This window comes from Asaia sp. Ae19-3 (assembly GCF_059801175.1).
Genome location: NZ_JBCHWF010000001.1, coordinates 1,142,662 through 1,157,110 on the forward strand (window position 1 = coordinate 1,142,662; position 14,449 = coordinate 1,157,110).

Below are 14,449 nucleotides of genomic sequence, written 5' to 3' on the forward strand. Positions count from 1 at the left end.
CGCCCGACTGGATCGATCCTGCCTACTGCGTCTCTCCAGCCGCCATTTCGACCCGGCCGGATGCGCTCATCTTACCATTCAGGACGAGTTGCCCATCCGTTGTAAGAGTCATGTCACCGGCATTGGCAGCCATCGTGCCGTTGACACGAACCCCCGCACCTGCCTCATTGACGAGCATGGAGATCTGCCCGGCATAGAGCCCGCCCAACGCGGTACTGTCTATCGCAAAAGCCGGTGCCGGGCTTCCATCCTTGTCGAGCGGATGAACCTGACCAGTTTCGTAATCGATACGGTTCTGCCCAACGACAAGACGCGCGTTCTGGGCATTGACCTGGGCATTGAACGTGACGCGACGGCTGAGGATGTCGAGAACCGGGACCGCGGTAAAATTACCCCCCTGCCCTTCAAATGCAACATAACCATCCTGCACCTTGAGCGCAGCCAGCTTTCCGGTTGTGTCGATCTCGGAATGACCTGAAGCAAGCGTAACCCGGCTCGTATTGACGAAGCCGCATCCGTTACACGTGATGCCATTGGGGTTGGCAACAACGACATTGGCACTTTGCCCGGCGACTTCCGTTGTCCCCAGCATCTGACTGGCATGGGGGCCTGTCACCTCATTGAGGATGACCTTTGCACTAGTCCCATTCAGATTGGCATTGCCATAAACATACCCACCCAACTGGGTCTGGGCCGCCTTTGTCGCGTTGTTGAGGATAAGCCCCTTCTGCTCGACCCCATATTCCGTGAACATGTTATGCGACAGACCTGCGCCGTTGGGCGTGGCGATGTTAAGCTGCTGCACGCCATTGGCGGTTCGGTCCAGATTGGGCGTAGGGGCGCTCGGCATCGTGTGATTATCAATCACGATTGACGGCGCGGCCTGTTGGGCACTCGCTATGGCGGGAAACAGGGCCATATCTGCGGAAAGAAAAACCGCCAGGAGTTTGCGACGGTTTTTCTTCATGAGAGTGTCATTCATCAGAAGCGCACTCCTGTCTGGAATGCAGCAATCCAGCCCTCGTCAGGGAGAGGGCCATGAACAATGGCATGGGTTGCAGAAGCGCCCCAGAACACCGGGCCGCTGACCTTGCGCAGCCCGAAGCCAGCACCGGCAATGGAGCCCCCCCGCAGTGCTGGCGGGAGATTGTCCGCTCGGTATCCGAGCTTCACGAACCCGCCATCAATGATCCCGTAGAATTCTGTGCCGTCGACAAACAGGCGACAGAGGCCCCGGTACACGCCACAGCGTTCGTGAAGATCGAGCGGGGCCAGGCGATAGGAGATATCGTCGCGGACATAGAGCCCCTTGTTCCCCACCAGCATCTGGCTCAGGAAGCCGCGTACCGTGTAGGGGCCGCCGAGCTGCAGCTGCTCCGTCGCGAATTGATTGCGTGAACTGAGTTCGCCATGAAAGGAGACATGCCAAGACAACCCGAACGGAAGAGGCTCGTAGCCATCAATATCCAGTGCAGGCTTGACGTATCTTGTGTGCGGCTCGCTCTCTATCGGATGCGCGAAACTTGACCTTGTGCCTGCGCCGTCTGTGCCGAAACGAACACCGAGCGTAATATACCAAAGCCCGCCAAATGCCTTGAGAGACTCACTGGCCTGGGTCACGACCGAGGCCTGGCGAGCACTTTGCGTATTCAGCCGGACATGGTTGAGAGTGGAGTTGAATGATTTAAGTTCGTAAAGCGCTTGCAGGGTCGTTACCCCGACACTGTTGCGCGCGACAACGCGTGAGACGCCGAAACGGAAATCACGGCGACGCCCGCCTAGACGATAATCCTCACCCAATGTCTGGAGGTGATAGACATCATCAGACATCCAGAACCCGCTAAAGACCGACCATTTGCCGTAGGGGATCGAACCATCGGCTGAAAAATACTGCGTGCCCCGGTGACCTGCCGATCCGACCAGAGAGTGGTCATATTCGACTGACCACATATCCAGCAGGCCCAGCGCATCCTGAGCCGTCAGAAGTGCATGGCCCGTCTCATGGCCGGTCTGGTATTGTCCATTATTATCTGCCCAGACTTGCCCATGCAGGATGCCAGGATTTTGCTCCTAGATGACAACCGAGGAGCTTCCTGGCTTGTCACCTGGAACGATCTGCATTTTTGCCGACCAGTTAGGCATACGGTTCATCTGGTCCAGACCCTGCTCAAGATCGCGCAAGTTCAGGAGATGGTCGCGCAGCCCAGGGAACCCCATGAGTTCATGATGCCGCGCGGAGATGCCGGCGAACTGGATCGAAGAGAGCGTACCTTCTATCACCACGATGCGCAGTCTGCCGGACTGCAGGGACTGCTCGGGCAGATAGGCACGGGACGTGACATTACCCTGCTGCACATAGGCACGGTTAATATCGTCGAGCGCGTGATTGAAGTCACTGACACCGAGACAGCGTCCCCCGTAGCGCTGGATCACCCCGTTCCTGGCGGGTTCGCTCAGATGCGGCGCATTCTCGATCGAAAGAGACCAGACCCTGACGCAGCTTCCCCCGCCTTTTATCGGGGACGGATTATGAAATTGGGTGTCGCTGTCTGGTGGAGGCAGCATATCCAGCTGCTGCTGACGCTGCCTGAAACGCTGGAACTGATCCTGTGACGACCCTGGGCCTGCTGGCATCAATGCAGGCGGATCAGCCCGCATCTGAGCCTGGGCGTGTGCTGTGGCGTAGTAAAAAAGGGAGAATCCACCTGTCAGGGCAAGGCAGATAACGCGTGACGCAGACATTGAAACAGGCCCGGTTTAAGAGATGCGCTTGAAGATGACGTCAGTGTGAAGCAGGGCGAGCCATCAACTGCTCGGCGGCTGCCAAGGCACCATCAAGGCCGTCGAGCGCAAAATTGATCGTCAGCACGCCGTCTAGGAGCTTGTTGATTTGCATATGCCCCTGCTTGCCATGCCTAAGGGCGCGGGACTGCTGCTCCGTCAGTTCCAGAACCGACAAACAGCCGGTCGGAATGCAGCTTTGCCAGGCAAGGGTGAGGGGAGCATTGGCGTCTGCAACCAGATGAGCCGGTTTGACCAGCGATAGCCCAAGAGGTGTCATGAGCGTCAGACGCCATGGACGGCTTGCTATAGGCATCTTGACCGTATCCGGCGTCGCCTTTGCCAGAATCACTCCACCGATCGGAACGTCTTTCTTGTCGGCTTCTTGCTTGGAGAGTCGTTGCTCAACCGTACAAATATTCGGCGCACCATTCAGTGAACCGGCGGGATAGATGCAACGATAGGTCCAGTCCCCCACCGACCCGGAGACAGTTGCGGGAGATGCTGTCGGGGTAGTCGGAAGTGGCGCTTGTTCAGCGGCGGCAAATCCCGGAGCCGCCATGAATGCACCAGCAATCACGGAAAGGAGAGAAAGACGCGCAATACTGCGTTTCATTGTAGATACACCTGCAACATTCCTGTTGCCCGGCGCATTACGCCTTTTCCATTATAAAAACAGTATTAAAACTCTCTTAGATATCAAACATAATTGATAATTGACGATATTATTGAATATTAATCGACATTAATTAACTCTTTAACGGTAGACTCGCATGACTGGAGCTCGAGTAAAAATCAGGAAGGCCGTCGGCGATTGCCCGGCATAACGCTCAATCGGATTAAGACTGAAAATGAACACTTCCATTTCCTTCCATTATCGGAAGTAGATGCAATGCGCAGAAAATCGCGATGGAATATCTGGAAAGCGACCGAGGGAGCGGCATGCAGGACAGACTAGCGTAATTGCTAACCGGTAAGTAGCGGTTGGCTGGCTGCCATAAGTTTTCCAGTCGGGCTCGACAGGCATGTGAGCTAATTCTCGCTAATATTTGCGCCTAGTGGCGCTTTCGAGAATCACCAGTCAGGTCGTTTGCGATGGCTTGCAAAGCGCGTTCGGCCCGTGCCCGCTCGCTTTCGCCTTCGGTTGGCAGCACGGGAATGTCGGGCACAATGCCAGCTTCCTCGTTTGTACCCCTCGCGCGTAATCTCATACAATTCGGCACTCGGATACGAAGATGCGAGTGTCGAAGGATGATGGGGTCGCTCTTCGTCATGAAGCCGCACCCATCTCCACCTGTGCGATTGCCAACAAGCTTCGCAATCCGGTTGTCTTGCATAACGGCTGCAAACATTTCAGCCGACGAGTAGGAGCGCTGGTCAGCAAGGACATAAATCGGCCCAGTCCAGCTGCCAAAGTATGACTGAACTGTGGATGCAGAAGAAAGAGCGGCTGCAGCTTTGCTGTCGCCCAGGGCATTTTGGGCCAGGCCAGCGGAATAGCCTCCAGCATAGCCCGCAAAGAGTAGCCGATTGCAATGCGTCGGCGACCAGACGCGTTGTTCGCGCCATACCCATGACAGGTCGCAACGATTCTCACCGATCGCCGCGGCCCGCTGGGAGAAAAAGGATCGTGCGTCTAAGAGCGCAGCCTTGGCGTCATGCGATTGAGTGACGGCGAGCGCTTCGTCAATATCTCTTATCTCGTCAGCAAAGTAGCGACCTGCATCGGATGCATCTGCCATTAGTAGCCGTGCGGATCGTACCGGCCTGTCAGTAAAGAGACGGGGCGTCCAGTCTCCGCTATCGTCGCCTCCGCTGTCATTGCCAATATCAACGACAAGGGCCGTGGCACCGGTGTGACGCAGCGTTCTGATCTCAGCCGCCATATCCTGAAACCAGCGTAGCTCCGCCGCGCCGTGCATTGAATCGCGAGTGATTGCCCTGCCAGCCTGCCGCAGGTCCGCCCACGCATGCAAACAGGCGGCAGGAAAGGCGCGGGCACGGAAGTTCTGGATGCGGATGATACCAAGCATCACGCCCGATCGCGTGATGGTGCCGGCCCGGAACGTCGAGCCAAGCCCGTCCAATATCAACTTGAAGCCAGGTAGCCCCTCCAATGGCAAAGAAAAAGCGACTGATCCGGTCGAGGCGTATCCCAGCGCTGCGCAACCTTCGATCGGCGCCGCCGGATCAAGCGCAGGCTGGCTGGGCTCGATCGGAGGTGTCGTCGCTACAGCTAGGTACGGCAACTCGGAAAGATGTCCATCATGAAAGCCCGCGATAAAAGCGCGAATGGCGTCGGCTGCCTGGGTGTCATCGTTCGCCGACGCCACTGCAACCGCGGTCTTGCGATCAAGCGCCGGTAAGTCGACCCCGCCGGCGTCGGAGGCTTTCCATGCGAGATTAGCGTAACGGTTCACCAACTCGGTTTTGAGCTGTGAATAATCCTGTTGCCACGCTTTGCGATCAAACGAGGCGGCTGCAGATGAAGTTGAGGGCAGCAGACTTAAGGCAATCGGTAGAAGCAGGCGCATAGAGAGCTCCATCAGGGCAGCACCGAATGCCTATGTGATAGCTCGACGTTTATGTCCGGGCAAAGACGGATCGTGCAGGCTGAGCGTTAGAGGTGGCGACGATACTCGGAAAGCTCGCAGCTAGCGCGGAAGGGCCGTTGGTCAAAAAGAACGGAAAACCCCTGTCCGGCAACTCTGCCCCAACGCAACGAACCTGCACAGCACTGTGATAAATGGATGTAAGATCACCGCGTCTTCCTCAAAAGCCTTTGGCTACCTTCGAAGAATTTTAGGACAGCCTTCACGTGGTGAAAACTCCGATCTTTTTTCCTCTTTGTGATGTACATTAGAGCCAATGCACATCACAGAGAGATATTATAACCTTCAGAAGCTGACGCCCGCCTGAAGAAAAACATATCGACCGATAATCTGCTGAGGGTACATCGAAAGGGCCGTATTGGTCGCGCCATCAGGCACGAAGGGCGGTTTCTTGTCCAGGATGTTCTGAACCCCACCCTCGAAATTCCACCGCCCTGTGCGATAATCGACGGTCACGTCGTGCGAAAAAATGCCCGGAACCTTGCAATAAACGAACGACTTGCAGGAAAGATCGGTCGAGCCATCGTTGAAGTGCATTCCTCCTATATAATTCATCATGTAGGTCAGGGAGATGTTGTTATGGCGCCATGTTGCCGTCGCATAATCGCGCACGCGCGGCTGACCGCCACCCGCCTGATAAAAGAGCCTGCCCGCATAGTTGTACCATGAACCGCCGGGCGTGTTTTGCTGCAAATAGCTGACCAGCTGCTGGAAGTTGTTGCTCACCGTGAGACTGTCATGTCGCGTGACACGCAGTGTGTAGCTCAGGTCAAAATCGATACCGCTCGTCCTCAGTCCGCCTAGGTTCTGATAGGTATCGTTGATCTGCGTAATCTGTCCGGAGGCGTTTCGTGCAGAGATATAGCTGCAATAGGAGGGGTTGGCACCGGTGTAGCATTCATCGGCGATATACTGACCAGGCAAGGTGCCGATCATGTTTTTGAGCGTGTAATGCCAATACTCGACGGAGGCCTGTAGATTGGGAATCCAGCGCGGCGTGATGACCGTCCCGACCGTATAGGTACGCCCCTCCTCGGGCTTAAGCGCGGCATTGCCGCCTGAAAGCTGAGGGAGCTGTCCTGAGTTGGCGTTGACGAAGGTAGCCGTGTTGACCCCTTGCTTGGCACAATTCGCCACGACCATGGGCGAAAGTGCCCCATAGCTGCTGGCCTGTGCGCAGGGATCATTGCCCGAATAATAACCGATCGCATGGCCTCCATAGAGTTCAGTGATGGTCGGGGCGCGGAAAGATGTGCCGAGTGTTGCACGGAAGCGGATATCGCGTACCGGTGCCCAGTTGATTCCGACCTTCCAGTTATAGGCGTCGCCGAACGTATTGTAATGCGACCAGCGCCCCTGACCATCAATAGTCAGATCCTTGGCCAGAAACGCGTCCTGCAGCAGCGGAATTTTACCTTCAAGATAGGCTTCGGTCGCATTATATCCGCCACCGGTATAGGTGGAGCCACCGCCGAGATCGCCATTTGCCGCCAAAGGATCGGGAGAATAACTACCCTGCTCGCTACGATGCTCCATGCCAAGCGCGATACCAACGGCGCCGCCATGCTGATAGGGCAGCTTGACCACGTCGTTATTGTGCACACGCAGATTGAAATCACGCATCTGGTAATAAGCATGGTCGATCTGCGTGTGGCGCAGATAGGCTGCCTGGGCGGTCGTCAGGGATGTCCCGGGATTGATCAGCGAGCACCCGGTAGAGGCAACACAGATCGACGTGTCATAAACGACCGCACTGGCCGCATTCGTGGGATCGACCTGACGTGAGCCGAGTGCCTGCAGATAATGCGCGTAATTCAGCGAGTTCTCTGCGTTCAGCATGGCCTGAGAGGTGCCGTAGGTCATAGACGCATCATAGAACCAGTTGGCAACGATACGTCCCTTGGCGCCCCCCATGACCTGAGTCGTGTCTACCGCCTCCTCATAGCGCCGGGACCCGAGATCCGTGAAACGACGATAGAGCGAGACATCCTGACCCCAGTAATTATAGGGGCTGCCGCTGGGCAGGATGATTGAGGACTCCAGGGTCGACGGGTAGGACGCTCCCGTGGTGGGCCATCCGGCCAGAAAATTATTAGCGGTTTTGTGCGAGTAACGCACATTCGCATAGAGCTGAAGATGGTCATTGACGTCGTAATGGGCGTCACCGCTCAAATTGGACGATTGCAGGCTGTTCGACAGGTTCTGCGCCGACGCGAAATTGTAGCGGTCGGCGTTCGTGAAACTGTGATAGCCGGCTGCCGTGCCGGAACCATTCGAAACATAGCTGTTATCGCCGACAAACACGCGCGTGTTTGCTGTAATGGAACTGCCATAAGGGATGGTCGCCCCTGGAGCGACATTCGCGTTCCATGGCAGAGCCGACCAGTCGCGGTTACGCTGCATGACGCCGCTGGTGGTCAGATACTGGCCAAAAACGGAGATATTGCCGCGACCGTGGTCAAAATTGAAACCCTTGTAGCCGGAAATCTTACCTGTCGCGCCATCGCCCACGTCGGTGATGCCGCCGCGTACCGTGATCCCGCCTGTGGTGAGGTCGTGCTTGAGCTTGATATTAATGACACCCGATACCGCATCGGCACCATAAAGCTCGGAGCCACCATCCTTGAGAATCTCGACCGAAGCGATCTGATCCACCGGCAAGGCGTTCAGATCAACGCATGAGGACCCCTGCCCCATTGTCTGGACCTGACGCTTACCATCCACCAGAACCAGAACGCGGTTAGGACCCAGATTGCGCAGATCGGCACAGGACATACCCAGACCACCATTAGACTGGGTATTGGTCGAGGTGCCGCTTGCTCCACCGGTACCGATGGACGGCAGGCGCTGCAAATAATCACCGATCGTGACGGCCGATGTCTTCTGAATTTCACGAGCCGTGATGATCTGAACCGGGTTGGCGTTCTGGTCCTTGTTCTGGCTCAGCGCCGAACCGGTCACCGTGACCGTCTCGATCCTGCCACCGTCAGACGCTGCGTTCGACAACACGCTTCGCTTTGACATCGTACCCGCCTTGGTCCGGGCGACGCTGGCAGACATGGCTTTCCTGCTTTTGCTATCCTGCGTGAGTCCTGCTGCCTGTGCGGATGCCGTCATTGCAAGGAATGACGCTCCGACGCAGAGCATGAGGCGATGGGACTGTCTCATGGAACTTCATGTCCTTCTCTGGCCACAACGTGGCAACACCGCCACCGATGAGATACCAGATATCGTATACGCTTCGATTCTGCAACGTTCCATTTAAGACATGATATGCCCTGCCTCAGGTCGATTTCAGAATGATCTCGATCCGAAAGTCTCGCACGTCACCCGGGTGTATGACGAGTGCCGACCCTGACAGGACGAGAGCATGAGGCGCAAGACTACCCGTCACCGACCGGGGGATCCTGGATTTCGGCAAACGCAGGGCGAGCCTGATCGTGTCGGGCAAAGCACGCTCAGCAGTCACCCGCATATCGAGGCGCGATCCGTCCGATCGCCGCCTCAGAGTGAAGCTGATCTTACCCCATCGTGTCGGCGCATCCGACACGGCAATGCCACTTTCCGACCACACCCAACTGCGTGGAACGCCGCGGGCAAGATGAAGAACGATGCCATTTCCATCCTCATGCACAAGCGCCTCCCGAAGGAGGATGGGCAGGGTCATTTGTGCGGGGAGACAGAACAGGGCAAGCTCCCCTTTCAGCCCTGCCACCTCGGATGCCGTCCAGCTTCCACGCGTATGGATGTGATAGCGATGAGCATAGAGGAACAAGATAAATTCCCGGATACGATCCTGACGCAGAAGAGCCAGCGCATAGCCGTAGGAAATGAATCCAAGCATGTCTCGGCTTTCGGCACTCGGAGGAGCCAGATTACCGACAACGCCCATGACCGTCGCGCCATGGGCACGCATCGAATTGATAAGCTGATTTTCCAGATCTGGCGTGAGCACCCCGGACTGAAGCAACTCGGCATAAACCCGATGCGCCCATTGCTGCTCACTGTATCGATGCGTGAGCAGAGACTTGCGAAAGCTCTCGGACACACCGGGTAGGATGGGAACATAGGGAGGCGACTGGTCGTGCTGGATCGAGGACGACAGCGCTTCATTCACGCGAGCGCGCAGCTGTTTCGCCCGTTTCAGCCAATCCTCGCTAAGGGCTGTCTCGCCGGGGGCGAGGGCCCTCCAGAGAATGGCGCCAGCCTCCAGGCCACGCGCGGCGAGACCGGAATTGCTGAAATAGGGCTTCCACCAGATCGATGGTTCGGGAAACAGGCACGCGTCGCTCTCGCTCCAGCCCGCGATAAGCCCGTGGGCCGGGTCCGCATCCGGTAACCCAAGGGCCTTGTCATGGAGCGCCACCAGCACCTGAGCCATGGCGCCTATCTTCAACTGGTAGTGTTGCAGCACAGCAAGATCGCCGCTCAGCCGCGCATAAAGCGCGAGCAGAGACAGCGTCAGCCCTGTTTGCCCCACTTCAGGGCCGCGCATTGCGACCAGCCCGTCCGGCGTCACAAAATGCTCGAACTGGTCGATCAGGATCGCCTTCGCCTGATCGAAGCGACCCCAAACCAGATTGGCATAGAGCGAGGCCGTAAATATGTCCTGGAACCCGTCATATTCCGGACCGGCATAATCCCTGTCAACCACACCGTAACGCGCGCCCGTCCCTCCGCGACGCACGATGAGTTCCTTCACGAAACCATGGGTGGCAATATCGCTCCAGTCTGCCCGCGGAAGGTGAATTTGCATTTGACCAATCTGGGTCTTGCGCCAGAAAAATACACAGCGCAGCAGCGCCGCGTTGAACTGGCTCTCATCTGGATCGGGTCGGAAAGGTCCGAAAGGCGGATAGCTCGTCCCATAGACCACCCGTTCGACTTTCCCATTCGAAACAAGGGTGACCCGCTGCCAGCTTGGCACCTGATGGATTTCCGTAGTGTCTGTCTCGGCGAAAACCATGACCTCCCAGTAGCGACCTGGACCTGTCTGGAACTGTTTGACAATGATCGGCAGATCCCCACCAAGGAGCCCCTCCCGACGATGGGCTACCAACGGTGCTCCGGCATGAAGTTCCGGGGCGATACGATCAACATGCCAGTTGCGCGTGTTGCCTGCTGGCGTGAGCGGCATGACATCATCAGCCTGAGGCGTGCCAATGAAACTGGTCCAGACGATGCGGCCAACCTGCTCGCTTTCGAAATGACTATCTACCGGTGGTGCGGCATCGCGCACCGCCATCTCGTCGGGGTCGTCTTCCCCACGCAGCAATGAATCGGCCAGCAGATCGGCCTCGGCGAGGGCAAGACGAGGAAAGGAAAGGCCGCAATAGGGCACTCCGGCGGGGGCCTCGTAACTTTCGAGAAAGCGACTGAGCCTGATCGTCTCACCTGTCGATGAATGGAGCGTGAGTGCTCCGTCGGGTGTCGCCCTGTCCTCCACGATCCTCCATGCCTGCCCCCTGCCAGACAATACAGGCCGGACAGCTTCCCCCTGCCCCAGCGCAATGCCGCGCATCGCAAGGCTGGCGGCAGAGAATACGCCGCCCAACAGGATCATCCTTCTCTTCATCATCATTCGCTCCGCCGCGATTAGACCAAGGGCCGTCCCAAAATCCTCTTTGCAGGACGCATGCGGACGCGGCACAACCTCTCCTGTCGGCCACGCCAGTCATATTGCGCACCTCGAAATGGCTGGTGGCCTCGTTTTGTATACGATATATGATTGTGTCATCCCCCGCGGATCGTGACAAGACCGCAACGAAAAGGTAACGCCGTTTCATGACCCTCGCCGCGCGCAAGATGCAGCCTCTTATCGTCAGGTCCATTACGGACCAGCTCTATGGCGTGTTGCGTGAACAGATCCTCTCCGGGGCACTTCCCGCCGGTCAGCCGATCCGCCAGGATACGTTGGCAGCCGAGTTCAACATCAGCAAAATCCCTCTGCGCGAAACTTTGGCGCGTCTGGAGCAGGATGGTCTGGTCAAGGCGCAGCCCAAGCGCGGCTATACCGTTTGTGAGCTTACCTCACGAGAGGCAGAGGACGTGTTCAAGCTGCGTCTGAGGCTCGAGCCCAGCGCTGCGGCAGAGGCTGCCCTTCTGGCTACGGCCGCAGATCAGAAAACAGCCCAGAAGGCGCTCAAGGAATTGGAGACTGCCGCAAAGCAACATCGTACCGATCTGAGCAACTTTAACCGCGTGTTCCACCTATCTCTCGTGCGACCGGGCGCCGGGCGTCTGACACTTCACGTGATCGAGACGTTGAGCGTGATTGCCGAGCGTTATGTCCGCTTCCACCTCCATCCCCTGGGGCGTGATACGCGCGCCAATACTGAGCATCGGGAAATCCTCGCCGCCTGGCTCGAGCGCGATGCCCTGACTGTCGAGACCTTACTCGTCGAACATCTTCAGGACACGCTGGAGGATCTACGCACCGAACTGGACATCAAACAGCCCATCAAGGCGACACTTCAACCCGAAGCATGACACCCTCAGGCGGCAGATTAAGCCCGCTATCGGTCTCGTCACCGTTCCAGATACGCGTTCCATGCCACGCCCCTTTGGCGTCGATCTCCCCCTGCTCGACACGCCTGACTTCGTGAAGGCTGGTGTCGTGTAGCGCCGCTGTCAGACCGATGCGCGACGCGGCGCCGATAACGAGGAAATGTGTCTCGTCTAGGCGCGCGACGACTGCGCGACCCATTGGCTTGTCACGGATCGGCGCCGATGAAGGGTCGGGCTGTCCCCATTGCGCACCATAACTCGCCTTGACGATCCAGTGACCCAGGCGATGCGTGGGCGACGGCGCCCCGGGTTCCTCAATGAGCGAGACCACGTCACCGCGTGCTGCGAGAGGCACCAGTACAGGAGCCGTTTGCGCGAGGAGGCGGTTATCGGCCCCATGAAGTCGAATGGCCGCATCGTGCAGATCCGGATCATCGACACCGAAGACGGAGGCGCCGAGCGCGCCGCGTGACAGCATGTCCCACGTCCATCGCGCATTTTCTTCCGTTATGCCGCTCTCAGACAGGAAGGGCGCGTTATCTGCCCGCTGATAGGGCAGCACCCCCGCCTGATATTCCGCGAAATTACCCGTATAGGTATCAGTGCCAATCACGTCGATTGCCGGGGTCTCCCGCTTCCAGAGATCGAGCATATTTACGGTGGCGCCACCACTCGGATATTCGACCCCTGGTTGCGTCAGGCCTCGATAGCGCAACCAGACATTAACGTAGAGCGGCAGCGGATACTCTGCCTTTCCTGCCGCGGCGACACCATTCACGTAACGTGATACAGACCAGGCCGCGAAATACTCGGCGGCATCACTACCGAAACGCCCCATCCAGTCGGTTCCCCGCGCACCGTTTGCAAGATCGGCCGGGACCAGCGCGTGAAAGGCAACCTCAGCCTCGGGGCTATGGTCGCGTACAGTGCCGAGCAGTCCGGGCTCGTTCTCCACCTGAACCATGATCACCGTATGTTCGACGGAATCGCGCTCACGCAGATGCTTCATCAACGCGCTGAAAGCCTGCTTGTCCTTCTCGAGTGTCTGGCTACCGAAGGGCGACATACCATCCAGCTGGCGGCCATCGGCATCGCGCAGGCGAGGAAAACGTTTTGTGTCGCGTTTCATCCAGAGCGGCACGTAATGTCCTGCGCCGTTCTTCCAGGTGCCGAACCAGAGCAAAGCAAGGCGTTTGCGATGCGTACGTGCCTGGGTGATGAGGGTGTCGACCATCGAAAAATCATAATGCCCCTCAGCAGGCTCCATAATTTCCCAGTAGACCGGAGCCTGCACCGTATTGACAGAGAGGGCATCTGCCGCCTTCCAGAAAACTGGAAGGTACTCTGGCCAGGCGCTTGAATTATGCATCTGGGCCGCGAGAACAAAGAAGGGTCTGCCATCGACCTCCATGTGGAAATGCCCGTCATGTCCCTTCATGCAGGGCATCGGCGTGACACCACCAAATGCCGCCGAGCACCCGAAAAGAAGCGCAGCCGCGCAGGCTGAGACGAGTCCCCTCATGAGACCTGGAATCCGTGGCAGAAGACATCCTCCGGATCGATCCAGAGAGTATTGAAACCGGTTGACACCGCACGGCCTTCGATCAGCGGTATGATTGCCGGAACGGTCCCGTTCGGCCCGGGGAGCGAAGTGAGCGATTCGATCGTACCGATGAACCGGCTGTGGATATAACTCTCATGTATGAAAGGGTGGCCCGGCTGCAAAAGCCCTTTGTGATGGAGGTGGGCGAGGCGTGCCGAGGTTCCGGTGCCGCATGGGCTGCGATCAATCGCATGATCGCCGTAAAATACGGCATTGCGCCCTTGAGTAGGTGAAAGCCCCTTATCCGCCCAGAGGACATGTGAGACGCCGTTGATGGCAGGGTCGAGTGGATGGACCGGGTGACACTTCGCCTGCACAGCCAGCCTGACTCGCGGGCTCAGGTCCAAAATGCGTCGTGCCCCCAGCGCGTCCAGCCCTTCATATCCAGGTTGGGGCTCAATGATTGCATAGTAGTTACCGCCATACGCCACGTCGACTACAAGAGGGCCGATGCCAGGTACGTCGATGTTGATACCGGTGGCGGCGACATAAGAAGGCACATTGCGAATACGCACCTTCGTAACCCGCCCTGCCTCTTCGGTGTATGAGATATCGATCAATCCGGCCGGGACTTCGAGCTTCAGCGTACCCGGCTCGCGAGGCACAAGCAGCCCATGCTCGAGGGCGAATGTGACCAGACCGATCGTGCCATGGCCACACATGGGTAAGCAGCCGCTCGTCTCGATGAAAAGGATACCGCCGTCGGTATCCTGCCGGCTCGGAGGATACAGGAACCCTCCGGACATCATGCTGTGACCACGCGGTTCATAACAAAGCCCGGTTCTGATCCAATCGAAGCGTTCGAGAAAGTCCAGCCGCCTCTCTCCCATCGTCGCACCACGCAGCAGGGGCGTGCCTCCAGCAACGAGCCGCACAGGGTTACCGGCCGTGTGGCCGTCGATACAGAAAAAAGTGTGACGCATGGATATCCCCGGTTTGCCTGAGA

The 14,449-nt window shown here is 57.7% G+C and carries 10 protein-coding genes; 1 reads left to right on the plus strand and 9 read right to left on the minus strand.

From position 1 onward, the window contains the following. Positions 1-22: 22 nt before the first annotated feature. From AAID99_RS04885 to AAID99_RS04915, 7 genes are all read right to left on the minus strand, one after another. Entirely contained in the window at positions 23-982 is a 960-nt protein-coding gene (locus AAID99_RS04885; RefSeq protein WP_498493320.1) for a filamentous hemagglutinin N-terminal domain-containing protein, read from the minus strand. Further along, complete coding sequence (locus AAID99_RS04890) at positions 982-2,055, minus strand: ShlB/FhaC/HecB family hemolysin secretion/activation protein (protein ID WP_498494261.1); 1,074 nt, start codon at positions 2,053-2,055, stop codon at positions 982-984. Before AAID99_RS04890 ends, AAID99_RS04885 begins: the two co-directional genes overlap by 1 nt. 15 nt (positions 2,056-2,070) lie before the next feature. Then, positions 2,071-2,742 (minus strand): POTRA domain-containing protein, encoded by a 672-nt coding sequence (locus AAID99_RS04895; protein WP_498493321.1) that lies wholly within the window; start codon positions 2,740-2,742, stop codon positions 2,071-2,073. A 40-nt stretch (positions 2,743-2,782) separates the two neighbouring features. After that, the gene (locus AAID99_RS04900) at positions 2,783-3,397 is read right to left on the minus strand and encodes an invasion associated locus B family protein (protein WP_188426454.1); all 615 of its coding nucleotides are present in this window, start codon (positions 3,395-3,397) and stop codon (positions 2,783-2,785) included. Between the two features lie 439 nt (positions 3,398-3,836). After that, positions 3,837-5,315: a S41 family peptidase gene (locus AAID99_RS04905; RefSeq protein WP_229719789.1), complete on the minus strand. Its 1,479-nt coding sequence runs from the start codon at positions 5,313-5,315 to the stop codon at positions 3,837-3,839. 363 nt (positions 5,316-5,678) lie between these two features. Then, entirely contained in the window at positions 5,679-8,561 is a 2,883-nt protein-coding gene (locus tag AAID99_RS04910; RefSeq protein WP_498493322.1) for a TonB-dependent receptor plug domain-containing protein, read from the minus strand. A gap of 115 nt (positions 8,562-8,676) precedes the next feature. Next, positions 8,677-10,974 (minus strand): Tat pathway signal protein, encoded by a 2,298-nt coding sequence (locus AAID99_RS04915; protein ID WP_498493323.1) that lies wholly within the window; start codon positions 10,972-10,974, stop codon positions 8,677-8,679. Between the two features lie 203 nt (positions 10,975-11,177). Between AAID99_RS04915 and AAID99_RS04920 the strand changes: the two genes are divergently transcribed. Then, positions 11,178-11,882 carry a GntR family transcriptional regulator gene (locus AAID99_RS04920; RefSeq protein ID WP_188426450.1) on the plus strand — a complete coding sequence of 235 codons (705 nt, stop codon included), beginning with the start codon at positions 11,178-11,180 and terminating at the stop codon, positions 11,880-11,882. Here the strand turns inward: AAID99_RS04920 and AAID99_RS04925 are convergent. Together AAID99_RS04925 and AAID99_RS04930 are read right to left on the minus strand one after the other, a co-directional pair. Next, positions 11,854-13,422, minus strand: a complete 1,569-nt coding sequence (locus tag AAID99_RS04925; RefSeq protein WP_188426449.1) for a DUF5597 domain-containing protein — start codon at positions 13,420-13,422, stop codon at positions 11,854-11,856. The two genes, AAID99_RS04920 and AAID99_RS04925, sit on opposite strands and share 29 nt — an antisense overlap. Beyond that, a complete protein-coding gene (locus AAID99_RS04930; RefSeq protein ID WP_498493324.1) occupies positions 13,419-14,426 on the minus strand; it encodes a 4-hydroxyproline epimerase in 1,008 nt (335 codons plus the stop codon). The genes AAID99_RS04925 and AAID99_RS04930 overlap by 4 nt, the downstream gene beginning before the upstream one ends. Between the last annotated feature and the right edge of the window lie 23 nt (positions 14,427-14,449).